The following is a 21,932-nucleotide window of genomic DNA, read 5'->3' on the forward strand; positions in this document are numbered from 1 at the left end:
CGACGTCAGGGCGAGGCGGTGTTCGGTACGTCCGCGATGGCCATCGCGCCGTCGAACCCGACGATCCGGCCGCCGTCCGCGCCGATCAGGGACAGCTCCTCCAGCACGTCCCCATCCTCAAGATCCACCATCACCCGGATCGACTTCGCCCCCCGACGCGCGTCCAACGCCGCCCGACCCTCGTGCCCCGCCTGGACCGTCGCCCGTAGCGCGCCCGTCGAGGCCAGCGCGCCCCGAGCTGCCCCCAACCGTCCCAACGCCTCGTCCACCGCGTCCAGCAGCGCCGCCCGGTTGCCCTCGCACATCGCGAGCACCAGCTCCGGCCGCGTCCCCATCACGCGCGTGCCGTCGCCGAAGGACCCGGCCGCCAGCGACAGCGCGAGCGGGCCGCCGTCGGCCCCGCAGGCCGCCAGGACCGCGGCCAGCACGTGCGGCAGGTGCGAGATCCGCGCGACCGCCGCGTCGTGTTCGCCCGAGGACACCGGGACCACATGGGCGCCGCAGTCCAGGGCGAGGTCGGCCGCCGCGCGCCAGGCCGCGAGGTCGGTGTCGTCGTCGGTGGTGACCACCCACGCGGCGCCCTGGAACAGCTCCGCCGACCCCGCCGACCAGCCGGACGACGACGTGCCCGCCATGGGATGACCACCCGCGTACCGGACCGTCGGCGCGTATCGGCTGACGGCTTCCGCGACCGGCGTCTTCACGCTCACCACGTCGGTCAGCAGGCACTCCGGCGCGACCTCCGCGACCTTGCGCAACACCTGGTCGACCGCCGTCAGCGGCACGGCCACCACGACCAGCGCGTCCTCCGCGACCGCCCGCCGCAGCGCGTCCTCCAGCGCGACGACGGAGAAGCCGGACGCGGCGGCGGCCTCCGCGTCCGGCTCCGAAGCCGTGGCGCCCCAGGCGGTTCTGCCCGCGCCGACCGCCGCGCGCAGCACTGAGCCGCCGATGAGTCCCAGGCCGATCACGCACACCGATCGCATCGGCACATCCTGCACTACGGACGCAGTGCGTCCAGCGCGAACGCGGCGTAGGCGGTCACCCCGTGCGCCATCGCGGCCTCGTCGAACAGCACGCGGTTGGAGTGGTTGGGCGGCGCGTCGGCGGGTGAGACGCCGGGCGGGCAGGCGCCGAGGAACGCCATCGCGCCGGGGACCCGTTGCAGCACATAGGAGAAGTCCTCGGCGCCCATCAGCGGGTTGGGCATGACGTTGGCCTGTCCGCCGACCTCGCCGACCAGCTCGACCACCCGCGCGGCGACGTCGGCGTCGTTGATCGTCACCGGGTAGCCGGGCTTGACCACCACCTCGACCTCGCACCCGTGCGCCGCGCCGATGTTGGCGCACACGCGCGGGATCTCCTCGATCATCGTCTTGCGCGTCGCCTCGGACAGGGTGCGCAGGGTGCCTTCCAGCGTCGCCGTCTCCGGGATGATGTTGGACGTCGTGCCCGCCGTGATGTGGGCGACGGTGACCACCGCGGGCTCGAACACGCTGATCCGCCGCGTCACCGCGGTCTGCAGCGCGCCGACCATCGCCGCGGCGGCGGGCACCGGGTCGATCGCGTCGGCGGGCGTGGAGGCGTGGCCGCCCTTGCCGGTGACGACCACGTGGAACGAGTCGGCGCCAGCCATGATCGGACCCGGCCTGCACCGGATCACCCCGGACTGCTCCTTGGACGTGATGTGCAGTGCGAGCGCCTTCTCCACCGGCGTGCCCGCCGCGTCGAGGACGCCTTCGTCGAGCATGAACCGGGCGCCGTGGTGGCCTTCCTCGCCCGGCTGGAACATGAACACGACCTGCCCGGCGAGGGTGTCGCGGCGGTCGTGCAGCAGGCGGGCGGCGGAGGCGAGCATCGCGACGTGGGTGTCGTGGCCGCAGGCGTGCATGGTGCCGGGCTCGACCGAGGCGAACTCCAGCCCGGTCTCCTCGGTGAGCGGCAGCGCGTCCATGTCGCCGCGCAGCAGCACGGTCGGGCCGGGGCGGGCGCCGTTGAGCACGGCGACGACCGAGCCGACGGCCGCGCCGGTCTGGACCTTCAGGTCGAGCCCGTCGAGCGCGCGCAGCACGGCGGCCTGGGTGTTGGGCAGTTCGAGCCCCTGCTCGGGGTGTTTGTGCAGCTGTCGGCGGAGGGCGACGGTGTTGGGCTGAAGCGCTCGGGCGGCTTCGAACAGGCCGCTGAACCTCGGGTCGGGCTGCTTCTTCATCTCTCGATAGTGTCATTGACCCCCAGTTAGGGGGACTGCTTCTTCCGGGTGACCGCTGATCGGAATACGGTGGTGCCATGGCGGAGCAGGAGCCGGTTACGGGCTTCGGAGTGGCGGTCGTCCGCGAGGACGGCAAATGGCGTTGCGACCCGATGGACGGAGCCGCGCTGCGGGAGCTGGACGCGGCGATCACCGAGCTGCGCAAGACCAGGTCGACGGGCGCGGTCTTCGGGCTGCTCGCGGTCGACGACGAGTTCTTCCTGCTGCTCAGGCCCAGTCCGGGCGGCGTCTCGCTGCTGCTGTCGGACTCGGCGGCCGCGCTGGACTACGACATCGCCGCCGACGCGCTCGACCTGCTGCGGGTCGACCCGCCGGAGGACGAGGACGAGGTGTGGCCGGAGGGCTCGCTCGACATCCTCGCCGACCTCGGCCTGCCCGCCCCGGAGATGCAGGTGATCATCGACGAGATCGACCTGTACCCCGACGAGCAGCTGCAGATGATCGCCCAGCGCCTCGGCTTCGCCGACGAGTTCACCAAGCACCTCGACACCATCCTGCAGTGATCTCCGAGGAAGCCCAGGTCCGCGCCGCTTTGGTGGCCGCGGAAGCGGCGGCGGCGACCGGCGACATCCCCATCGGCGCGGTCGTGTTCGGCCCAGATGGCAACGTGCTCGCCGCGGCCGCCAACGCCCGCGAAGCCCTCGGCGACCCGACAGCGCACGCCGAGATCCTCGCGCTCCGCGCCGCCGCCACCCGGTTGGGTGACGGCTGGCGGCTCACCGGCTGCACGCTGGCGGTGACGGTCGAGCCGTGCACGATGTGCGCGGGCGCGCTGGTCCTGGCCAGGGTCGCCAAGGTCGTCTTCGGCGCGTGGGAGCCCAAGACCGGCGCGGTCGGCTCCCTGTGGGACGTCGTGCGCGACCGCAGGCTGACCCATCGCCCCGAGGTCGTCGGCGGCGTGCTGGAGGCCGAATGCGCCGCCCTGCTGGAGTCCTTCTTCGCCAACCATCGAATGTGACTTGCATCACAAAGATGTGGGATTGCTCCGAATGTAGGACACCCCTCTGGTGAGGGCGTCGCGCCCTCGGACAGGGAGGAGAGTCCGATGAGCGTTTTCGACAAGGCCAAGGACAAGGCCGAGCAGCTGATCGGTGACGCCAAGGAGAAGATCGGCGAGATGACCGGCAACGAGTCGCTCGCGAACTCCGGCCGCGCCGACCAGGTCAAGGGTGAGGTCAAGGAAGCGGGCCACGACGTCCGCGACAAGGCCGAGGAAGCCCTGGGCAAGGCCAAGGACAAGCTGGACTAGTTCCCGACTTTCGCGAGTCCGCCACCGGCCGGTGGCGGACCCGCGGGTCGTTGTGGCACCCCCGCTGACGGATCTGGAATCAGATCTGTAATCTCTTCTGCGGTGGCGTGTCCGAGCGGCCGAAGGAGCGCGCCTCGAAAGCGCGTGACGGTTCACCCCGTCCGTGGGTTCAAATCCCACCGCCACCGCCAGCCAAAGCGCCGGTCCCGTTGCAGTTCGGGATCGGCGCTTCGCTGTGTGTAGCCAGGTGATCCACCCGGACTTACGATCAAGGGCGACATGAAGTCGCCCGTCCACCAGGTTCTCGGCCGAACATCCAGGGGCTGGGTGCTTCCGGCCGTGATCGGCGCGGCCGTCGTCATGACGATCTTGATCGGCGGGCGTTGGGTTCCATTCGGAACCGTCTACATCGAAGACCTGGCCAGGACGAAGATCCTCGACGTGCGCTGGACGGGCTATGGCTCGGCCGAAGGCGCCCAGGTCCTCCACGATCTCGGCGAGGCGGGACGGCGGCACTACGACTACTTCCAGCTCGCCGACGTCGGGTACCTGCTGATCTACGGCCTGGCCCTCGCCAGTGCCGTCTACGCCGGGTTCGGCAGGGGACGGCTCGCGGCGGGGCTCGCCATGGTGCCGGTGGGCACCGCCGTGTTCGACGCGCTGGAGGACACCTTGGTGTTCGTCGCGTTGCGCACCTATCCCGATCCTTCGCGGGCCGCCCTCGCCGTCGCGGGTGTGGTGGTCGTGGTGAAGGTCCTCGGTTTCGTGGCGTCAGCCGGGCTCGCCGCCGCGGGCGGTGTGGTCGCGCTGATCCGGAGAAGGAGGGTTGGAAATGGCGGAGAGCAATAGCGAGAACGTCCAGCAGACGTATCTGGCTCTGCGGCTGGCGATGGTCCTGCTCGTGGTGCTGCTGTTCCTGTCGGTGATCGTCCAGGTGTTCGCCAGCGAGCCGGACTGCCTGCAGCACTCCATCAGCGCCTACTACTACACGGCGGCACGCGCGGTGTTCGTGGGCGCGCTGTGCGCTATCGGCGTCTGCCTGATCATCTATCGGGGCAGCACCGACACCGAGAACGTTCTGCTCGACTACTCCGGGTTCATGGCGCTCGTCGTGGCGTTCGTCCCGACGACGATCGATGAGACCTGCAAGGCCAGCAACGTGCCCACGCCGGACGAACTCTCGGCGGCCGTGTGGAACAACGTGCTGGTGCTGCTCGTCGTCGGGTTCGTCGCGGTGCTGCTGGCGCTGGTGGTCAAGTGGGTCCGCAAGAACCCCACCAGGCCGCTGAGCAAGTTCGCCAGGATCTCCGTCGCGGTCACGCTGGTCGTGCTCGTCGCGGGCACCGTGTTCTTCTTCGGCTGGCCGGACACCTTCGAGCGCATCGGCCACGCCGTGTCCGCGATCGCCCTGTTCGCCGGGATCATCGGCGTCGTCGTGGTCAACGCCATCGGCTTCGCGCGCAAGCAGGGGCACACGCGCACCGCCCAGGTGGCGACGAACCGGTACGCGCTCGTCGGCTATGCGATGGCGGTCACGCTCGTCGCGTGCCTCATCGCCAAGTTCGCCGGGTTCGGGCACTGGCTGTTCGTCCTGGAGGCGGGCCTGATCGCCGAGTTCGCGGTGTTCTGGGTGATCCAGACCGAGGAACTGCGCGGCAAGGTCAGCCGCACCGACTACTGACTCCACAATGGACACAACCGGCCCCCGTCGAACGGCGGGGGCCGGTTGTGCTTTGGTGGGGGCACGTGCCTGACGAGAGAGGTGTGCCATGAGCGACCGCCCGGCTCGACGCGATCCGTCGAAGTTGGTGGAAGCCGAAGGTTTCCGTGACTACATCCGCGACGACTGGGGCCCGGCCGACCGGCGGGTCCGCCCCGTGCCCGGGGCAGCCGCGGCCGCCGCCGCGCACCGGGCCAGGCTGTCGGCCGCGTTCCCCGGTCAGCGCATCGCGCTGGGCGCGGGCCGCGCGCCGGTGCGGGCCAACGACACCGACTACCAGTTCCGCGCCGACAGCGACTTCGCCTGGCTCACCGGCTGCTACGCCGAGGGCGCCGTGCTCGTCATGCACCCCTCCGGCGACGGCCACGACGCGGTCCTGCACCTGCGCGAGCCCGCGGGGCCTGCCGAGGCCGACTTCTTCGCCAACGCCCGCGACGGCGAGCTGTGGAACGGTCCCGTCCCCGGCCTCGCCGAGTGGTCCGAGGCGCTGGGCATCATCTGCAGGCCGCTGGAGGAACTCCCCAGGGCGCTGCGCGGGCAGCTGCCCGGCGTGCTGGCCGCGCGCGGGGTCGAGCCGATGCTCGACGCGCTGGCCGGGGCGCACAGCGGCGCGCTGCGCACGGTCCTGTCCGAGTTGCGGCGGATCAAGGACGACTGGGAGATCGGCCAGCTCCGCGCCGCCGTCGACGCCACCGTCGTCGCCTTCGCCGACGTGGCCCGCGAGCTGCCGGAGGCGGTGCGCGGCGGCGGCGAGCGCTGGCTGGAGGGCACCTTCGACCGGCGCGCCCGCACCCTGGGCAACGGGGTCGGCTACAACTCGATCGTCGCCGCGGGGGAGCACGCGCCGGTCCTGCACTGGACGCGCAACGACGGCGCGGTCACCGAGGGCTCGCTGGTGCTGCTCGACGCGGGCGTCGAGGCCAACACCCTCTACACCGCCGACGTCACCCGCACCTTCCCGGTCACCGGCGAGTTCACCGACGCCCAGGCCAAGGTGTACGACCTGGTCCACACGGCCCACCTGGCCGCCATCGCCGAGGTGCGCGCGGGCCGCGAGTACGCCGCGTTCCACCAGGCCGCGATGCGCGTGCTCGCCGAGGGCCTGCACGACTGGGGCCTGCTGCCGGGGTCGGTCGACAAGGCGCTCGACCCGGCTGGCCAGCACCACCGCCGCTACATCGCCTGCGGGGTCGGCCACTTCCTCGGCTTGGACGTGCACGACTGTGCCAACTCGACGGCGGGCGCGTACAACGAGGGCGTGCTGGAGGTCGGCATGGCGCTGACCGTCGAACCCGGACTGTATTTCCACCCCAACGACCTGACCGTGCCGCCGGAGCTGCGCGGGATCGGCGTGCGCATCGAGGACGACCTCGTGGTCACTTCGGACGGTGCCGACGTGATGTCGGACGCACTGCCCATCACCCGTGACGGCATCTCGGATTGGGTTCGGACCCATCGGGGGTAACCTCTGGCGTCTGTTTGGAGTGCAGTTAGTCAAGGGGAGCTAAGGAGGGCGACGTGTCCGATCACGACACTCGCGAGGAGACCGGGGCGGAAGTCAAGGTCGGCAGGCATGCCGCGCCGGACGGCGCTGAGCGGCACCCGCTGATCGATCTGTCCCGCGATCCCAACCCCGGCAAGGCCGATCACGCCGCGCCGGACGACGAGAACTGATCGCTCGTTTCTCGACACCGACGCCGGTCACCCGCAGGGGTGGCCGGCGTTTGTCGTACCGCTGGTGCACCATGTCCCCATGCGAACACCTGATCGAGAGACCGCGCTGCTGGCCGCCCGGCTGACCGAGGCCGCCGTCATGGTCGACGGCCGCGCGCGCTCGATCTTGCTCGGCGATGTCCAAGCCCATCCCCGAGCGGCCGCCGCTGCCGGTGCGGCCCTCGCGCACGCCGTCGAGTCGCTGTGGCGGCGCGGGTGGGGGCCGGTCGACGTCGCGGGCGCGGTGCCGCGCGGGCTGTCGGAGCTGGTCACCGCGGCGATCGCAGGCCAATGCGCCTGCTACGACAAGGTCCATCCGCGCTGGCGCGATCAACTCGCCGAGATCGGCGCCAAGGTGTGGTGGAGCGGCGACCTGTTATCCGCCTGGGCCGACCACAAGCGCTTGCCCATGGCCGAGGCGCTCGCCAAGACCGTCGAGCTGCTGGCCGTCCTGCTCCCGCTGCCGCCCCTGCCCGAGCTGGTCCCGCCGCCGGACGCGGTGGTCGCCCTCGAGCCGGTGGGCCGGGTCGACGCGCGGGTGCTCGCCAAGGTGCGCGGCCTGCTCGCCAAGGCCGAGTCCACCCCGTTCGCCGAGGAGGCCGAGGCGCTGTCGGCCAAGGCACAGGAGCTGATGACCCGCTACGCCGTCGAGCACGCCGCCGTCGACGAGCCGCCGATGGAGGCGGGCGCGATCCGGCTGTGGATGGAGGCGCCCTACCAGGGGCCGAAGGCGCAACTGGTGGACGCGGTCGCCGGGGCGAACCGCTGCCGCGCGGTGTTCTACCCCAAGCTCGGCTGTGTCGTCGTCGTCGGCCACGAGACGGACCTGGAGTTCACCACCCTGCTGGCGCGCTCGCTGCACGTCCAGGCCGCGCACGCGCTGTCGGGCGGCGGCTCGAAGTCCTACCGCCACGCGTTTCTGGTCGCCTACGCCCAACGCGTCCGCGAACGCCTCACGGCGGTCGGCCAGGTCTCGGCCGACACCCGTCTGGTCCCCGTGTTCGCCCGCCGCGAGGCCGCGGTGCGCACCCGCTTCGAGGCGATGTTCCCCGGCGTCCGCCTCCGCCGCTCATCGGTGCGCGACGCCGAGGGCTGGGGTGCGGGCCGCGCGGCGGCCGACCGGGCGGAACTGGTGCCACAGCGGGCAAGGGTGGCCGGATAAGCGAACAGGCCCCGCCGGAATCCGACGGGGCCTGTCCACTGTGGTCACATCACGCGGGGATGGTGAGCACCTGTCCCGGGTGGATCAGGTCCGGGTTGGAGATCCCGGACGCCTGCGCGATCTTCATGTACTGGTTGCCGTCACCGTAGAACCGCTTGGCGATCGCCGACAGAGTGTCGCCCGGCACAACCGTGTAGGTCTGCGCGGCGGGCGGGGCCGGGGCGGCCTGCGGCGCGGGCTCGGGCGCCGGTGCCGGGGTCGGCTCCGGAGCGGGCGCGGCCGCCTCGGCGGTCCCCGAGGACCACACCGACGCGCCGTCGGAACCCACGACAGTCAGGCCCCGGTCGTCGCCGACGACCAGGCTCGCGCCCGAGCTGCCGTTGGTCTGCGTCGCCCACGCGGCTTCGCCGTTGTCCTTGTAGAGCACGAAGTTCCCGTCAGCCTGCATGTCGCCACGCACGGCGCCGGAGCCGTTCGTCCCCGACGCCCACACCGCGGCGCCGTCGGTCGACAGCACCAGGTTGCCGTCCGGCTGCAGTTCGAGAACGTGCTTGCCGTTGGGGGAAGTGAGCTGGTGGCCCACAGTCAGGCTCAGGCCCGAGTCGAGTGCGTCAGCCACGTCATGTCCTTATCGTTTGAGGCCGGATGAGCGTCCCGAGGCTAAGACGGCCTCACGGATCCCGCCTGCCGACAGGACAGGTATTCACCCGGCAGAGGGGTTTCCGGTGAACTTCGCGTCCGGGGGATGGTCAATCCGGGCGCGGCCTGGGATGGGACGGCCCCGGCTACCGCTTTTGGGTGCCTCGGGCCGCTGCTGTACCCTCTCCGACGTTGGAGGATTCGCATAGTGGCCTAGTGCGCACGATTGGAAATCGTGTTGGGTGTTAAAGCCCTCAGGGGTTCAAATCCCCTATCCTCCGCAGGCAGCGGCCCGTGTCCATCGGACACGGGCCGTCGTGCGTCCAGGCTCAGGACCGCCGCGGCGACCACGCACAGGACCGCGCCGATCAGGAACGGGGCCTGAGTCCAGCCGAACCAGGTGGCGACGTGCCCGACGAGGGTCGCGGCGACGGCGCCGCCCAGCCAGCGCAGGAAGTTGTAGCCCGCGCTCGCGACGGCGCGCGGGGCGGTGCTCGCGCTCATCGCGGTGCCGGTGAACAGGGTGTTGAGCAGGCCGGATGCCAGGCCGCTGACGATCACCGCGACCACCACGACCGGCTTGCTGTCGACCACCATCGCCGCCAGCAGGGCCGCGTAGGCCAGGACCGCGGCCACGGTCGCGTTGCGTGAGCCGAGGCGGGCGGCGAGTCGGGGCGCGAAGAACACCCCCGACACCGCGACGCTGACGCCCCAGCCGAAGAAGATCAGGCCGATGGCCAGGGCGCCGTACTCCAGCACGAACGGCGACCACGCCAGGACGATGAAGAACGCGGCGGTGTAGAGCGCCGACCCGATCGACGCCAGCAGCAGCGGGCGGTGGCACAACGCGCGCAGCGGGTCGAGCAGGCGGACCGGGTCCCGGGGCTGGTCGGCGTCCTTGGCGAGCATCGTGGCGCACAGGATCAGCGCGACGGCCATGAGCACCGCCGTGCCCGCGAACGGTCCGCGCCACGACAGCGAGCCGAGGGCGGCGCCGAGCAGCGGGCCGGTCGACAGGCCCAGGCCGAGCGCGGCCTCGTAGAGCACGATCGCGCCCTGCTGCCCGCCGGACGCGGCGCCGACGATCACCGACAGCGCCGTGGCGATGAACAACGCGTTGCCCAGGCCCCAGACCGCGCGCAGGGCGACGAGTTCGGTGATCGAGCTCGCCAGCGCGCACGCCAGGGTGGCGGCCACGATCAGCGAGAGTCCGACGATCAGCGTGCGCTTGGCGCCGAAGCGGGCGGCGCACGCGCCGGTGACGAGCATGGCCGGCACCTGCACGCCGAGGTACGACGAGAACAGCAGCGTGACCTCGGACGGACCGGCGCGGAGCGCGTGGGCGATGGACAACAGGATGGGGTCGACCAGCCCGATTCCCATGAACGCGATCACCGCGGCGAAGGCGGTGATCCACACGACTCTGGGCTGGCGACGCAGGGAGTCGAGGAAAGTCACGTAGCTATGCTAACTAATTATGATTAGCGAAGCTAAGTAACCTTGCCCACGGTGGGTGACAGCGCCGCCGCGCGACCCCGGTACACTGAACGCGGACCCCGTGCGGTGTTCATCTCGCGAACCTCCCCAGGGCCGGAAGGCAGCAAGGATAAGCGGGCTCTGGCAGGTGCACGGGGTCCCCTTTATGCGCGGACCTTGTCCACCAGCTCGTAGCTGCGCACACGGTCGCCGTGGTCGTAGACGTTCGTGGTGATCATCAGCTCGTCCGCCGCCGTAGCCGCCAGCAGCTCGGCGATGCCGCGCTCCACCGTCTCCGGTCCGCCGATGATCTGGCTGTCGAGCCGCTCGTCGATCATCAGCCGGTCAAGGTCCGTGTACGGGTAGGCCGCCGTCTCGGCCGGGGTCGGCATCCGGCCGGGCGTCCCCTTGCGCAGCTGGAGGAACTGGAGCGCGCCGGGCTGGGCGATCTCCCGGGCGGTCCGGTCGTCATCAGCGCAGATCACGCCTGCGGCGACCATCGCGTACGGCTCCGACAGCACCTCCGACGGGCGGAACCGCTCCCGGTAGAGCGCCAGCGCGGGCAGCGTGTTCTCCGCGCTGAAGTGGTGGGCGAAGGCGAACGGCAGCCCGAGCAGCCCCGCGACCTGCGCGCTGTAGCCGCTGGACCCGAGCAGCCACAGCGCGGGCTTGTTGCCGAGCGCGGGCACGGCGGTGACCCCGCGCTGGTCGCGGCCAGTGAAGTAGTCGGCCAACTCGGTCAGCTGCTCTGGGAAGTCGTCGGCCGACAGCGGGCCGGTCGAGCGGCGCAGGGCGCGGGCGGTCACCTGGTCGGTGCCGGGTGCGCGGCCGATGCCGAGGTCGACGCGGCCGGGGTGCAGCGCCTCCAACATGCCGAACTGCTCGGCGACCACCAACGGGGGATGGTTGGGCAGCATCACCCCGCCGGAGCCGACCCGCAGCGTCGAGGTGGCCATGGCCAGGTGCGCGATCAGGACCGCGGGCGCGGAGCTGGCGATGCCCGGCATGTTGTGGTGCTCGGCCACCCAATAGCGGTGGTAGCCGAGCCGTTCGGTCTGCTGGGCGAGGTCGATGCTGTTCCGCAGCGCGATGGTCTCGGTCGAGTCGCTGGCGACGGGCGCGAGGTCGAGCACGGAGAACGGGATGTCGAAGGTGGCCACGCTCCCGTGCAACGCCCCCGGCCGCCGCGACCTTCCCGATCGACGCCATGTCGGCCCTGACCGGTATGGTCGCGGCGTGGCGCTCGCCCTCTACCGCAAATACCGCCCGGCGACCTTCGCCGAGGTCGTCGGTCAGGAACACGTCACCGACCCGCTGCGCACGGCGCTGAGCGCGGGCCGGGTCAACCACGCCTACCTCTTCTCGGGCCCGCGCGGCTGCGGCAAGACGTCCAGCGCGCGAATCCTCGCGCGGTCGCTGAACTGCGTCGAAGGCCCGACCGACGAGCCGTGCGGCGTCTGCGACTCCTGCGTCGGCCTCGCGCCGAACGGCCCGGGCACGGTCGACGTCGTCGAACTCGACGCGGCCAGCCACGGTGGCGTCGACGACGCGCGCGAACTGCGCGACAGGGCGTTCTACGCGCCCGCCCAGTCCCGCTACCGCGTCTTCATCGTCGATGAGGCGCACATGGTCACCACCCAGGGCTTCAACGCGCTGCTCAAGATCGTCGAGGAGCCGCCGGAGCACCTGGTCTTCATCTTCGCCACGACCGAGCCGGAAAAGGTGCTGCCCACCATCCGCTCGCGCACCCACCACTACCCGTTCCGCCTGATCCCGCCCGGCGCGATGCGCGAGCTGCTGGAACGCAACTGCGCCGCGGAGAACGCCACGGTCGAACCGGCGGTGTTCCCGCTGGTCATCCGCGCGGGCGGCGGCTCGGCGCGCGACACGCAGTCGGTGCTCGACCAGCTGTTGGCGGGCGCGGGCCCGGAGGGCGTGACCTACGAGCGGGCGGTGTCCCTGCTCGGCGTCACCGACGTCGCCCTGATCGACGACATGGTCGACGGCCTCGCCGCGGGCGACGCGTCGGCGGTGTACGGAACGGTCGACCGCCTGGTCGAAGCGGGCCACGACCCCCGCCGCTTCGCCTCCGACCTGCTCGACCGCCTGCGCGACCTGGTCCTGCTGCGCGCCGTCCCGGACGCGGCCTCCCGCGGCCTGGTGAGCGCCCCCGGCGACGAACTCGACCGCATGACCGGGCAGGCCGAACGCCTCGGCGGCGCCACCCTGACCCGGTACGCCGAGATCGTCCACACAGGACTGGTCGACATGCGGGGAGCGACCGCGCCCCGGCTGCTGCTGGAGCTGCTGTGCGCTCGGATGCTGCTGCCGGGCGCGATTCCGACCGACGCGGCCGCCGACTCGGCGGTGCTGCAGCGGTTGGAACAAATGGAGAAGCGCATGGCGGGGGCGCAGTTGGCCGCCCCGGCCACCCGCGCCGAGGCTCCGCCCGTCCAGGCGGGCAGGCAGGCGCCCGCCCCCGAGGCTGGCCCGACCCGCGAGTTCCGCCGCCGGTCCACCGCGGCTGAGTCCACTGTGGCCAGTCGTCAGTCCGATCCCGCTCAGCCCGCCGGACCTTCGGTGGCCAACGCCCCAGCGGAATCCATTGATCAGGGCCGCACTGAGCAGGCTGAGCGGTCGCTGCCACCGACCGAGCCTGCCCGCCAGGCCGAGCGGCCCAGCGTGGCCGATCGAGCCACGCAGCCCCCGCGAGCAGCCGAATCGGCACCGGCGCGGTCCGCCGAAGCCGAGCCTGCCGCCGCCGCACCGGCGCAGGCCGCCGAGTCGGCGCCGGGGGCGATGGATGCCACCGCCATGCGCAACGTCTGGCCGGAGGTGCTGCGCGCCCTCGGCAAGGTCCGCGCGTCCATGCTGGCCCAGGCCACCGTCCAGTCCGTCGACGGCGACCTGATCACCATCGGCCACCCGGCCGAACCACTGGCCCGCAGGCTCTCCTCCCCGGACAACATCGAGCCGATCACCGCCGCCGTCCGCTCCGCCGTCGGCGGGACGTGGCGGGTGCAGATCGTGCACGCCCCGCCCGGCAGCGGCCCCGTCCGCACCCAGGCCAAGGCCGCGGCCCCGACGCGCACCTACGAGCCGCCGAAGCGCGTCCTCGACAGCCGCCCGCCCGCCGACGGCCTCCCGCCCGAGCCTCCGGAGCCCGAGCTGCCGCCGGAGCCGGAGGACGAGGAAGAGCTGATGGCACAGGCCGCCCGCGCGCCGGAGCCCGGTTCCGAGGGGTCCCGCCAGGACCCGGAAGAGACGATGCTCAAGCTCCTGGCCGAGAAACTCGGCGCCCGCCCACTGGAATCCTGAGCCGTCGGCGTGCGGGTCCCGCTCGCATGATGTTCAGTTGACCAGTGGACTGGATGTTGACGCCCGAGGCGTGGGTCGCGTTCGCGACGTTGCTGGTGTTGGAGATCGTGCTCGGTGTCGACAACATCGTGTTCATCTCGATCCTGGCGGGCCGGTTGCCCGCGGCCCAGCAGCAGCGGGCACGGATGGTCGGCCTCTCGCTGGCCCTGATCACCCGGCTGCTGCTGCTCGCGTCGCTGTCGTGGGTGATCGGACTGACCGCGACGCTCTTCACCGCCTTCGGCCACGAGATCTCCGGGCGCGACCTGATCCTCTTGCTGGGCGGGCTGTTCCTGCTCGGCAAGGCCACCTACGAGATCCACGAGCAACTCGAAGGCGCCGAGCACGAGGCCAAGGCCAAGCGGGTCTCCTTCGGCGCGGTGATCGCGCAGATCCTGGTGCTCGACATCGTGTTCTCGCTCGACTCGGTGATCACCGCGGTCGGCATGGTCGACGAGCTGGGGATCATGGTGGCCGCGGTGATCGTGGCCATGGTGATCATGCTGGTGTCGGCCAAGGCGATCAGTGACTTCGTCAACCGCCACCCGACGGTCAAGATGCTCGCGCTGGCGTTCCTGCTGCTCATCGGCGGCAGCCTCATCGCCGACGGGCTCGACATGCACATCCCGAAGGGGTACATCTACGGGCCGATCGCGTTCTCGATCTTCGTCGAGGCGCTGAACATCCGGGTCCGGTCCAAGCGGGAGCCGGTCCACCTGCACCCGACCTACGTCAAGAAGACCGAAGACTGACCGTCGCCCGGTCGGCCGCGACCAGGGCGGCGGCGCCGGTCATCGACACCGCGACGCTGCGGGAGTTGGGGGACCAGCGGAAGTCGTCGACCTCGGCGGGCAGTTCCGCCGCGCGCAGGAAGTGGCCGTTCTCCGCCTGGTGGAAGGCGATTCGCGCGCCGTCGACCACCGCCATCCGCCGACCGTCCGGCGCGACCAGCGCCTCCACCCCCGGCGACAGTGACGCCACCACCGGAGTCCACGAGTCCGACCCCACGGCCCACCGCACGACCTTCGCCTCCGACTCGCCGTACTCGGTCGCGACGAGGCGGGTCGAGTCGGGCAGCCAGCGCAGGTTGCGCCTGCCCAGCGTCGCCGGTTCCGCCGAGATCAGCCGGACGTGGTCGTCCTCGGTCTCCGGCATCGTGTCGACCAGGATCAGTTTGCGGGGCAGGCGGATGGCGATGTAGCGGCTGTTCGGGCTGACCGCCGCCTCCAGCACCGACCCGCCGCGGTCGTACACCGCCTGTTCCTCGCCGACCAGCACGTTGCGGATCACCACGGTGAACAGCAGGCGGTGGCGCCGGTTGGCCCGGTAGACGACCCGGCCGGGGAGCACGTCCAGCAGTTCCGTGGCGTGGTCGGGGGAACCGAGCAGCGGCGTCAGCCGACCGCCGATCCGCAGCAGCGACAGCCGCGCCGGGGTTCCGTGCTGGATCACGATCTTGCGTTCGCTCGGCAGGTATCGCGCCGCGGTCACGTCCGGGACGCGCACCAAGTCCCGGCGTGTGCCCTTCGCGTCCACCTCGGCCAAGTCCTGGCCCACCGCGATGAGCAAACGTTCGCGCTCGTCGACATCGAGCACCCGCATCCCCGACATGATCACCACCCTGTCACAACGGGGTCAGCCAAGGAATCCGAGGATCCCGTTGGCTATCGCTTCGGCGTAACGCTGCCTGCCCGCGGGGCTCGACAGCACCGCGGCCTCGGCCGCGTCGCGCATGTTGCCGCACTCGACGAGCACGGTGGGGCGCTCGGTCAGGTTGAGCCCGGCGAGGTCGTCGCGCGGGGAAAGCCCTTCCGTGCCCGCATAAGTCGATGTCGCGAGCCCACCCGCGACCATCTTGTCCCGCAGCGCCCTGGCCAGCCGCAGCGACGGCTCGCCCTGCGCGGCGTTGAGCGGCGGCGACGAGTACGCCAGGTGGAAGCCGTGCGCGCCCGCCGCGGTCGAGCCGTCGGCGTGCAGCGACACCACGGCCGCCGCGCCGGACTCGTTGCCGATCGCGGCGCGCTTGTCGACGCACGGGCCGACGCCTGCGTTGTCGGGCCGCGTCATGACGACCTTGATCCCGCGCGCGGTGAGCAGTTCGCGGACGCGGACCGCCAGGTCCCAGGTGAAGGCGTGCTCGGGGTAGCCCGTCTGGGTGGCGGTACCCGTGGTGTTGCACGGTTTCGTGCGGCCGCGGCCCGCGGGAACCTGCTTGTTGATCTGCGCCGTATGGGTCGAATTGCCGCCGTTGTGGCCGGGATCGATCACCACGACCCGCCCGGTCGGCGCCGCGGCCTTCGAGGTGGGCGCCACCGTCGTCTTGGACGGCACGGACGCGCTGGACGACGGTGTCTCCGGCGCGGACTGCGCGACGGACGGAGCCGCGGAAGATGTCGACGGCAGTGGGGAAACCGTCGTCGTCACCGCGGGCGCGGGGCGCCCGGTCTCCGCCGCCGGACCCGCGCACGCGGTCATCGCCGCGGCCAGCCCGGCGGTGACGGCGAGCACCATCCTGTGTCGTCTCAGCACGGCGCCCACGATGCCACAGGTGGGTGCCCTCTAAGCTGGACCCGACGCCGACCCGGGGTGGTCGGGTCGTTCCCGGATGAGAGGGGCCACGGTGTTTCCTGGTGGCGGTGCGCCGGACCTGCAGGCGATCATGGCGCAGGCGCAGAAGATGCAGGAACAGCTGCTCAGCGCGCAGCAGGAGCTGGCCGACGCGGAGGTCAACGGCACCGCGGGCGGCGGGCTCGTCGTGGCGACCGTCTCCGGCGCCGGTGAGCTCAAGGCCCTCGAAATCGACCCGAAAGTGGTCGACCCGGAGGACACCGAGACCCTGGCCGACCTGATCGTCGCCGCGGTGCGCGACGCGGGCGCGCAGGCGCAGAAGCTGGCCGAGGACAAGATGGGTCCCCTCGCGGGCGGCCTGGGCGGCGGGCTCGGCCTGCCGGGCATGTGATGTACGAGGGCCCGGTCCAGGACCTGATCGACGAGCTCGGCAGGCTGCCGGGGGTCGGGCCCAAGAGCGCGCAGCGCATCGCCTTCCACCTGCTCGGCGCCGAACCCGCCGATGTCACCCGGCTGCAGGAGGCACTGCAGAAGGTGAAGGAAGGCGTTGTCTTCTGCGACGTCTGCGGCAACGTCTCCGCCGAGACGACGTGCCGCATCTGCGGTGACGCCCGCCGCGATCCGTCGGCGGTGTGCGTGGTCGAGGAGCCAAAGGACGTCCTCGCCATCGAGCGCACGCGCGAGTTCAAGGGCCGCTATCACGTGCTGGGCGGCGCGCTCGACCCGTTGTCCGGCGTCGGGCCGGAGCAGCTGCGCATCCGCCAGCTGCTCGCCAGGATCGGCTCGGCGGAGATCACCGAGGTGATCCTCGCGATGGACCCGAACACCGAGGGCGAGGCCACCGCCACCTATCTGGTGCGGATGCTGCGCGACTTCCCCGGTCTGACGGTCACCCGCCTCGCCTCCGGCCTGCCCATGGGCGGCGACCTGGAGTTCGCCGACGAGCTGACGCTCGGGCGGGCGCTGTCCGGTCGTCGCACGGTGTGATCGGTCGGGTCCTGCAGGCCCCGCCCCGGCTGGGTCGGGTGCGGCTGATGGCCATCGATGGGCCGTCGGGCGCGGGAAAGTCGACCATCGCCGCGCGACTGGCCGCTGAACTGCGGAAACAAGGTGTCGAGACGGCCGTCGTGCCGACTGACCACTTCGCGACGTGGACCGATCCGGTGGCCTGGTGGCCCCGCCTGGTGGACGGGGTTCTGGACCCGCTGTCCGCTGATCGGGTGGGCCGTTATAGGCAAATGATATGGGTAGAAGGCATACCTGAACCGGACAAATGGGTCACCGTTCCGGTTCCGGACGTCCTGATCGTCGAGGGGGTCTCGGCCGGGCGCCGCTCGGTCCAATCCCGCCTCTCGCTACTTGTCTGGGCCGAATGCCCTGATCAAGCCACCCGACTGGCCCGCTCGGTCGCCCGCGACGGCGAGGAGAGCCGCGCCGAATTGACCCGCTGGCAGACCTTTGAGGCGGGCTGGTTCGCCGTGGACGGCACCCGGGAGCGCGCTGACGTGCGTGTTCAGGCTTGACCGATCAGCTCACCTTGAGTGTCCGCTGAACGGACGAATTTCCCGAGAATCTCACTGACCGTGCTGCCGCCGTCGCAGAGGGCTGATTCGGTTTATCTCAGTTGGCCGGATCGTGACCTCCCGTAGTTAAGGGAAGTAGACCGAAGCGGCTATGGTCGGCGACCACACGGTGAGATCCCGTGCACAGTTCGATCGGGGACACGAGGAGTGCGTGATGGCTTACCAGCGATCCGCGCGACTTAGTCGGGCAGCGATGCCCCGGCTCGTCGCGCAGTCGCCTCGGCACGGGCGGTCGGTCGGATGAGCGCCCCGCTCGACGTCACCCCCAAAACCGCTGAAGCACCGCCAGAGGTCGCGCTCGAGGGTCTCAGCAAGAAGGCGATCCAGGGCCGCTCGCTCGGCCAGATCGCGTGGATGCGGCTCAAGCGCGACAAGGTCGCGATGGCGGGCGGGATCTTCGTCCTCGTCCTGATCATCGTCGCCGCGCTGGCGCCGGTGATCGTCAAGATCTTCGGCCACCCCGACCCGAACTTCATCGACTACAGCCTGGTCGACGCCGACTCGCAGCTCCCCATCGGCGGGTTCGGCGGGATGAACGGCGACCACTTCTTCGGCGTCGAGCCGCAGAACGGCCGCGACCTGTTCAGCCGCGTGCTCCACGGCGCGCAGATCTCGCTGCTGATCGCGTTCCTCGCCACCGTCGTGTCGGTGGTCATCGGCACGATCATGGGCATCGTCGCCGGGTACTTCGGCGGCTGGGTCGACGCGGCGATCAGCAGGCTCATGGACATCTTCCTGGCCTTCCCGCTGCTGCTGTTCGCCCTCGCGCTCGTCGGCGTGGCGACCACGTTCGGCGTCGACGGCTACTGGGCCAGAATGCTGATGATCATTTTTGTCATCGGCTTCTTCAACTGGCCGTATATCGGCCGCATCGTCCGCGGCCAAGCCTTGACCTTGCGGGAACGGGAATTCGTCGACGCGGCGCGGAGCCTCGGCGCGAAACCGTTCTACATCCTGTTCAAGGAACTTCTCCCTAATCTCGTGGCGCCGATCCTGGTCTACGCCACGCTCCTGATCCCCACCAATATTTTGTTCGAGGCGGCATTGTCCTTCCTCGGTGTCGGCATGCCGCCGCCCACCGCGACCTGGGGCGGAATGCTGGAGACGGCCACGCAGTGGTATCAGGTCGATCCCCAGTTCATGTTCCCTCCCGGCCTCGCGATCTTCGTAACCGTGCTGGCTTTCAACCTGTTCGGTGACGGTTTGCGGGACGCGCTCGACCCGCGCTCGCGGTGACCATCCGCGCTAAGTGATGTCAACTCCTATCCGGAATAAGGGGTGCAACTGGAGATGAAGAAAAATCGAGTTGTCTCGGTTGTCGCACTCGGTGCGGTAGCCGCGCTGGGCCTTTCGGCCTGTGGCGGCAGCAGCGGCGGTGGCGGCGGCGGTGGCACCGGTGGTGGCACCACCGAGGCCGCGTTCGGTGCGGCGGCGGGCAAGGTGTTCAACCCGTCCGACACCAAGGGCGGAACCCTGCGCTTCGCCAACTCGGGCGACTGGGACTCCCTTGACCCGGCCGACACGTACTACGGCTACTCGTGGAACTTCATCCGCAACTACGGTCGCGGTCTCGTCGCCTTCAAGTCCGCGCCCGGCGCGGCGGGCAACGAGCTGGCCCCGGACCTGGCGGAGAGCCTCGGTGAGCCGAGCAACGACGCCAAGACCTGGACGTACAAGATCCGCAAGGGCGTCAAGTACGAGGACGGCACCGAGGTCACGTCGAAGGACGTCAAGTACGGCGTGCTCCGCTCGCTGGACAAGAAGACGTTCCCGAACGGCCCGACGTACCTGAACGACTTCCTCGACCTGCCCGCCGACTACCCCGGCCCGTACGTCGACAAGAACGTCGACGCGGTCAAGGCGATCGAGACGCCGGACGACTACACGATCAAGTTCAACCTGAAGACCTCGTTCTCCGGGTTCGACTACTTCGTGGGCATGCCGGTCAGCATCCCGGTCCCGCAGGCCAAGGACACCGGCACCGAGTACAAGAAGCACGTCCTGTCGACGGGCCCGTACAAGTTCGAGTCCAACGACCTCGGCAAGAAGTTCGTCCTGGTCCGCAACGACCAGTACGACCCGAAGACCGACCCGGCGACCGGCCGCAAGCCGCTGGCCGACAAGCTCCAGGTCGAGCTGAACGTCAACGCCGCCGACATCGACAACCGTCTGCAGTCCGGCGACCTCGACATCTCGATCGAGGGCACCGGCGTGCAGCCCGCGGGCCAGGCCAAGGTCCTCAACGACCCGGCCCTCAAGGCCAAGGCCGACAACCCGGTCAACGCCCGCACCTGGTTCACCGTGCTGAACTCCGAGGTTGCCCCGCTGGACAACGTCGAGTGCCGCAAGGCTGTGCTGTTCGCCGCCGACAAGACCGGCTACCAGCGCTCCTACGGTGGTGCCACGGGTGGCGACATCGCGACCTCGCTGATGCCGCCGGTCATCCCCGGCCAGCGCAAGATCGACCTGTACGGCGCGCTGACCAAGCCCGAGGGTGACGTCGAGAAGGCCAAGGAAGCGCTGACCAAGTGCGGCAAGCCGGACGGCTTCTCCACCGCGATCTCCTACCGGGCCGAGCGCCCGAAGGAGAAGGCGACCGCCGAGTCGCTGCAGCAGTCGCTGGGCAAGGTCGGCATCAAGCTCGACATCAAGCCCTTCCCGCTGGCCGACTACACCAAGCTCTACGTCGGCAAGCCCGAGTTCGCCAAGTCCAACGGCATCGGCCTCATCATCTACGGCTGGGGCGCCGACTGGAACGACGGCTTCGGCTTCATGCAGCAGATCGTCGACAGCCGCACGATCCGCGCGGCCGGTGGTAACACCAACCTCGGCATCAGGCTCCCCGCCGTGGACGCCAAGGTCGACGAGGCCCTGAAGGAGACCGACGCCAAGAAGCGTGAGTCGCTGTGGGCCGACACCGACCAGCTGGTCATGGAGAACGCCGCCGCGCTGCCGGGTGTCTGGGCGAAGGGCCTGCTGTTCCGGCCCGCGAACCTGACGAACGTGTTCGTCACCGAGGCCTTCGGCATGTACGACTACACGGCCATCGGCACCTCCCGCAAGTAGTTCGCGACTAGCACCAAGAGGTAGGTGAAGGCACTGGTGGCCTGCGGTGCCGTGACTGATCGTCACGGCACCGCGGGCCACCGAGCCGAGTACGGTGTTCGCATACATTGTTCGTAGGCTGCTCGCGGCAGTGATCCTGCTCCTGGTGGTCACCGCCGTGACGTTCGCGATCTTCTTCCTGCTGCCCAGATTGGCCGGGGCCACCTCGGACGACCTGGCATCGCGCTACGTGGGCAAGACCGCCAGCGCCGAGCAGGCCCACGAGATGGCGCTGAAGCTCGGCTTCACCGACCCGCTCTATGTGCAGTACGGCCGCTTCGTCAAGGGTCTTGTGGTCGGCGCCGACTACAGCACCGGTGTCGCGACCGAACACTGCCCCGCGCCGTGTCTCGGGTACTCCTACCTCAAGCAGACGCAGGTGCTGCCCGATCTCCTCGACCGGCTCCCGGTGACGATCTCGCTCGCCGCGGGTGCCGCGCTGATCTGGGTGGTCGCCGGTATCGCCACCGGCGTGCTCTCCGCGCTGCGTCGAGGGTCCTTTGTGGACAGATTCGCGATGATGATCGCCCTGGCGGGCGTCTCGCTGCCCATCTTCTTCACCGGCATGCTCTCGCTGTCGGTGGTGCGTGACGGATTCGGCTGGCTATCGGTCAGCAGTTCCAATTACGCCCCACTATCAGAGGATCCAGTCGCCTGGTTCTCTGTGCTGTGGCTGCCATGGATCACGCTGGCGTTCCTCTACGCCGCGGGCTACGCGCGCCTGACGCGAGCGGGCATGTTGGAGACGATGAACGAGGACTTCATCCGCACGGCCCGGGCAAAGGGCCTGCGCGAGTCCAGCGTTGTCGTCAAACACGGCCTGCGCGCCGCGCTCACCCCGATCCTGACGATCTTCGGCCTCGACCTGGGTCTGCTGCTCGGCGGCGCGATCCTCACCGAGTCCACCTATTCGCTGCCCGGCATCGGCCAGTACGCGGTGCTGGCGGTGAAGGAGCAAGACCTGCCCAAGGTGCTGGGTGTGACCCTGATCGGCGCCTTGTTCATCGTCATCGCCAACCTGGTCGTTGACATCCTCTACGCCGTCGTCGACCCGAGGGTGCGCACGAAGTGACTCAGAACTCCGAAGACAC

The 21,932-nt window shown here is 70.2% G+C and carries 22 protein-coding genes, 2 tRNA genes, 1 other RNA gene and 1 pseudogene; 19 read left to right on the forward strand and 7 right to left on the reverse strand.

Annotation, left to right across the window (positions count from 1 at the left end):
• Nucleotides 1-5 precede the first annotated feature (5 nt).
• Nucleotides 6-986, reverse strand: coding sequence for a prephenate dehydrogenase (locus tag ACSHT8_RS24405; RefSeq protein ID WP_436493226.1), 981 nt, complete (start codon nucleotides 984-986; stop codon nucleotides 6-8).
• 14 nt (nucleotides 987-1,000) lie between these two features.
• The gene (locus tag ACSHT8_RS24410; RefSeq protein ID WP_436493227.1) at nucleotides 1,001-2,209 is read right to left on the reverse strand and encodes a M20 metallopeptidase family protein; all 1,209 of its coding nucleotides are present in this window, start codon (nucleotides 2,207-2,209) and stop codon (nucleotides 1,001-1,003) included.
• A gap of 77 nt (nucleotides 2,210-2,286) precedes the next feature.
• Here ACSHT8_RS24410 and ACSHT8_RS24415 point away from each other — a divergent pair, with 77 nt between their 5' ends.
• The 9 genes from ACSHT8_RS24415 (at nucleotide 2,287) to ACSHT8_RS24455 (ending at nucleotide 8,113) form a co-directional block, all read left to right on the forward strand.
• Entirely contained in the window at nucleotides 2,287-2,772 is a 486-nt protein-coding gene (locus ACSHT8_RS24415; RefSeq protein ID WP_436493228.1) for a tRNA adenosine deaminase-associated protein, read from the forward strand.
• Nucleotides 2,769-3,227 (forward strand): nucleoside deaminase, encoded by a 459-nt coding sequence (locus tag ACSHT8_RS24420; RefSeq protein WP_436493229.1) that lies wholly within the window; start codon nucleotides 2,769-2,771, stop codon nucleotides 3,225-3,227. The genes ACSHT8_RS24415 and ACSHT8_RS24420 overlap by 4 nt, the downstream gene beginning before the upstream one ends.
• 87 nt (nucleotides 3,228-3,314) lie before the next feature.
• Complete coding sequence (locus ACSHT8_RS24425) at nucleotides 3,315-3,518, forward strand: CsbD family protein (protein ID WP_436493230.1); 204 nt, start codon at nucleotides 3,315-3,317, stop codon at nucleotides 3,516-3,518.
• A gap of 101 nt (nucleotides 3,519-3,619) precedes the next feature.
• Nucleotides 3,620-3,709, forward strand: a tRNA-Ser gene (locus tag ACSHT8_RS24430).
• 88 nt (nucleotides 3,710-3,797) lie between these two features.
• A complete protein-coding gene (locus tag ACSHT8_RS24435) occupies nucleotides 3,798-4,367 on the forward strand; it encodes a hypothetical protein (protein WP_436493231.1) in 570 nt (189 codons plus the stop codon).
• Nucleotides 4,351-5,199: a hypothetical protein gene (locus ACSHT8_RS24440; RefSeq protein WP_436493232.1), complete on the forward strand. Its 849-nt coding sequence runs from the start codon at nucleotides 4,351-4,353 to the stop codon at nucleotides 5,197-5,199. Before ACSHT8_RS24435 ends, ACSHT8_RS24440 begins: the two co-directional genes overlap by 17 nt.
• 88 nt (nucleotides 5,200-5,287) lie before the next feature.
• Complete coding sequence (locus ACSHT8_RS24445) at nucleotides 5,288-6,703, forward strand: aminopeptidase P family protein (protein WP_436493233.1); 1,416 nt, start codon at nucleotides 5,288-5,290, stop codon at nucleotides 6,701-6,703.
• 53 nt (nucleotides 6,704-6,756) lie between these two features.
• Nucleotides 6,757-6,912, forward strand: coding sequence for a hypothetical protein (locus tag ACSHT8_RS24450; RefSeq protein ID WP_436493234.1), 156 nt, complete (start codon nucleotides 6,757-6,759; stop codon nucleotides 6,910-6,912).
• Nucleotides 6,913-6,991: 79 nt separating this feature from the next.
• Nucleotides 6,992-8,113 carry a DUF2786 domain-containing protein gene (locus ACSHT8_RS24455; protein WP_436493235.1) on the forward strand — a complete coding sequence of 374 codons (1,122 nt, stop codon included), beginning with the start codon at nucleotides 6,992-6,994 and terminating at the stop codon, nucleotides 8,111-8,113.
• A gap of 49 nt (nucleotides 8,114-8,162) precedes the next feature.
• Here ACSHT8_RS24455 and ACSHT8_RS24460 read toward each other — a convergent pair whose 3' ends face one another.
• Nucleotides 8,163-8,732 (reverse strand): LysM peptidoglycan-binding domain-containing protein, encoded by a 570-nt coding sequence (locus ACSHT8_RS24460; RefSeq protein WP_436493236.1) that lies wholly within the window; start codon nucleotides 8,730-8,732, stop codon nucleotides 8,163-8,165.
• Nucleotides 8,733-8,946: 214 nt separating this feature from the next.
• Between ACSHT8_RS24460 and ACSHT8_RS24465 the strand changes: the two genes are divergently transcribed.
• A tRNA-Ser gene (locus tag ACSHT8_RS24465) sits at nucleotides 8,947-9,033 on the forward strand.
• Between the two features lie 13 nt (nucleotides 9,034-9,046).
• On the opposite strand, the pseudogene ACSHT8_RS24470 reads toward ACSHT8_RS24465, so the two are convergent.
• Nucleotides 9,047-10,210, reverse strand: a pseudogene (locus ACSHT8_RS24470) (MFS transporter); the annotation flags it as partial.
• A 90-nt stretch (nucleotides 10,211-10,300) separates the two neighbouring features.
• Between ACSHT8_RS24470 and ffs the strand changes: the two are divergent.
• Nucleotides 10,301-10,395, forward strand: an RNA gene (gene ffs / locus ACSHT8_RS24475) — signal recognition particle sRNA small type.
• Here ffs and ACSHT8_RS24480 read toward each other — a convergent pair.
• Entirely contained in the window at nucleotides 10,393-11,388 is a 996-nt protein-coding gene (locus ACSHT8_RS24480; RefSeq protein ID WP_436493237.1) for an LLM class flavin-dependent oxidoreductase, read from the reverse strand. The genes ffs and ACSHT8_RS24480 overlap by 3 nt on opposite strands.
• Nucleotides 11,389-11,464: 76 nt before the next feature.
• On the opposite strand from ACSHT8_RS24480, the gene ACSHT8_RS24485 reads away from it, so the two are divergent.
• Nucleotides 11,465-13,546 (forward strand): DNA polymerase III subunit gamma and tau, encoded by a 2,082-nt coding sequence (locus ACSHT8_RS24485; protein ID WP_436493238.1) that lies wholly within the window; start codon nucleotides 11,465-11,467, stop codon nucleotides 13,544-13,546.
• A 53-nt stretch (nucleotides 13,547-13,599) separates the two neighbouring features.
• Nucleotides 13,600-14,337: a TerC family protein gene (locus tag ACSHT8_RS24490; RefSeq protein ID WP_436502167.1), complete on the forward strand. Its 738-nt coding sequence runs from the start codon at nucleotides 13,600-13,602 to the stop codon at nucleotides 14,335-14,337.
• On the opposite strand, the gene ACSHT8_RS24495 is transcribed toward ACSHT8_RS24490, so the two are convergent.
• Nucleotides 14,318-15,196, reverse strand: a complete 879-nt coding sequence (locus tag ACSHT8_RS24495) for a hypothetical protein (RefSeq protein WP_436493239.1) — start codon at nucleotides 15,194-15,196, stop codon at nucleotides 14,318-14,320. The genes ACSHT8_RS24490 and ACSHT8_RS24495 overlap by 20 nt on opposite strands.
• Before the next feature lie 24 nt (nucleotides 15,197-15,220).
• Entirely contained in the window at nucleotides 15,221-16,096 is an 876-nt protein-coding gene (locus tag ACSHT8_RS24500; protein WP_436502168.1) for an N-acetylmuramoyl-L-alanine amidase, read from the reverse strand.
• A gap of 94 nt (nucleotides 16,097-16,190) precedes the next feature.
• On the opposite strand from ACSHT8_RS24500, the gene ACSHT8_RS24505 reads away from it, so the two are divergent.
• From ACSHT8_RS24505 to ACSHT8_RS24530, 6 genes are all read left to right on the forward strand, one after another.
• Complete coding sequence (locus ACSHT8_RS24505; RefSeq protein ID WP_436493240.1) at nucleotides 16,191-16,544, forward strand: YbaB/EbfC family nucleoid-associated protein; 354 nt, start codon at nucleotides 16,191-16,193, stop codon at nucleotides 16,542-16,544.
• Nucleotides 16,544-17,140: a recombination mediator RecR gene (gene recR / locus ACSHT8_RS24510; protein WP_436493241.1), complete on the forward strand. Its 597-nt coding sequence runs from the start codon at nucleotides 16,544-16,546 to the stop codon at nucleotides 17,138-17,140. Before ACSHT8_RS24505 ends, recR begins: the two co-directional genes overlap by 1 nt.
• A gap of 47 nt (nucleotides 17,141-17,187) precedes the next feature.
• Nucleotides 17,188-17,676, forward strand: a complete 489-nt coding sequence (locus ACSHT8_RS24515) for a uridine kinase family protein (RefSeq protein ID WP_436493242.1) — start codon at nucleotides 17,188-17,190, stop codon at nucleotides 17,674-17,676.
• A gap of 300 nt (nucleotides 17,677-17,976) precedes the next feature.
• The gene (locus ACSHT8_RS24520; RefSeq protein ID WP_436493243.1) at nucleotides 17,977-18,972 is read left to right on the forward strand and encodes an ABC transporter permease; all 996 of its coding nucleotides are present in this window, start codon (nucleotides 17,977-17,979) and stop codon (nucleotides 18,970-18,972) included.
• Between the two features lie 54 nt (nucleotides 18,973-19,026).
• Nucleotides 19,027-20,802 (forward strand): ABC transporter substrate-binding protein, encoded by a 1,776-nt coding sequence (locus ACSHT8_RS24525; RefSeq protein ID WP_436493244.1) that lies wholly within the window; start codon nucleotides 19,027-19,029, stop codon nucleotides 20,800-20,802.
• A 130-nt stretch (nucleotides 20,803-20,932) separates the two neighbouring features.
• Nucleotides 20,933-21,913, forward strand: a complete 981-nt coding sequence (locus ACSHT8_RS24530) for an ABC transporter permease (protein ID WP_436493245.1) — start codon at nucleotides 20,933-20,935, stop codon at nucleotides 21,911-21,913.
• Nucleotides 21,914-21,932 lie beyond the last annotated feature (19 nt).

The organism is Actinokineospora sp. HUAS TT18, from assembly GCF_051364635.1.
Classification (GTDB): Bacteria; Actinomycetota; Actinomycetes; order Mycobacteriales; family Pseudonocardiaceae; genus Actinokineospora.

Coding starts and splice junctions, on each gene's coding strand:
- ACSHT8_RS24405 (WP_436493226.1), bottom strand. CDS start 986: ATGCGATCGGTGTGCGTGATCGGCCTGGGACTCATCGGCGGCTCAGTG.
- ACSHT8_RS24410 (WP_436493227.1), bottom strand. CDS start 2,209: ATGAAGAAGCAGCCCGACCCGAGGTTCAGCGGCCTGTTCGAAGCCGCC.
- ACSHT8_RS24415 (WP_436493228.1), top strand. CDS start 2,287: ATGGCGGAGCAGGAGCCGGTTACGGGCTTCGGAGTGGCGGTCGTCCGC.
- ACSHT8_RS24425 (WP_436493230.1), top strand. CDS start 3,315: ATGAGCGTTTTCGACAAGGCCAAGGACAAGGCCGAGCAGCTGATCGGT.
- ACSHT8_RS24435 (WP_436493231.1), top strand. CDS start 3,798: ATGAAGTCGCCCGTCCACCAGGTTCTCGGCCGAACATCCAGGGGCTGG.
- ACSHT8_RS24440 (WP_436493232.1), top strand. CDS start 4,351: ATGGCGGAGAGCAATAGCGAGAACGTCCAGCAGACGTATCTGGCTCTG.
- ACSHT8_RS24445 (WP_436493233.1), top strand. CDS start 5,288: ATGAGCGACCGCCCGGCTCGACGCGATCCGTCGAAGTTGGTGGAAGCC.
- ACSHT8_RS24455 (WP_436493235.1), top strand. CDS start 6,992: ATGCGAACACCTGATCGAGAGACCGCGCTGCTGGCCGCCCGGCTGACC.
- ACSHT8_RS24490 (WP_436502167.1), top strand. CDS start 13,600: ATGTTGACGCCCGAGGCGTGGGTCGCGTTCGCGACGTTGCTGGTGTTG.
- ACSHT8_RS24495 (WP_436493239.1), bottom strand. CDS start 15,196: ATGTCGGGGATGCGGGTGCTCGATGTCGACGAGCGCGAACGTTTGCTC.
- ACSHT8_RS24500 (WP_436502168.1), bottom strand. CDS start 16,096: ATGGTGCTCGCCGTCACCGCCGGGCTGGCCGCGGCGATGACCGCGTGC.
- ACSHT8_RS24505 (WP_436493240.1), top strand. CDS start 16,191: ATGAGAGGGGCCACGGTGTTTCCTGGTGGCGGTGCGCCGGACCTGCAG.
- recR (WP_436493241.1), top strand. CDS start 16,544: ATGTACGAGGGCCCGGTCCAGGACCTGATCGACGAGCTCGGCAGGCTG.
- ACSHT8_RS24515 (WP_436493242.1), top strand. CDS start 17,188: ATGGCCATCGATGGGCCGTCGGGCGCGGGAAAGTCGACCATCGCCGCG.
- ACSHT8_RS24520 (WP_436493243.1), top strand. CDS start 17,977: ATGAGCGCCCCGCTCGACGTCACCCCCAAAACCGCTGAAGCACCGCCA.
- ACSHT8_RS24525 (WP_436493244.1), top strand. CDS start 19,027: ATGAAGAAAAATCGAGTTGTCTCGGTTGTCGCACTCGGTGCGGTAGCC.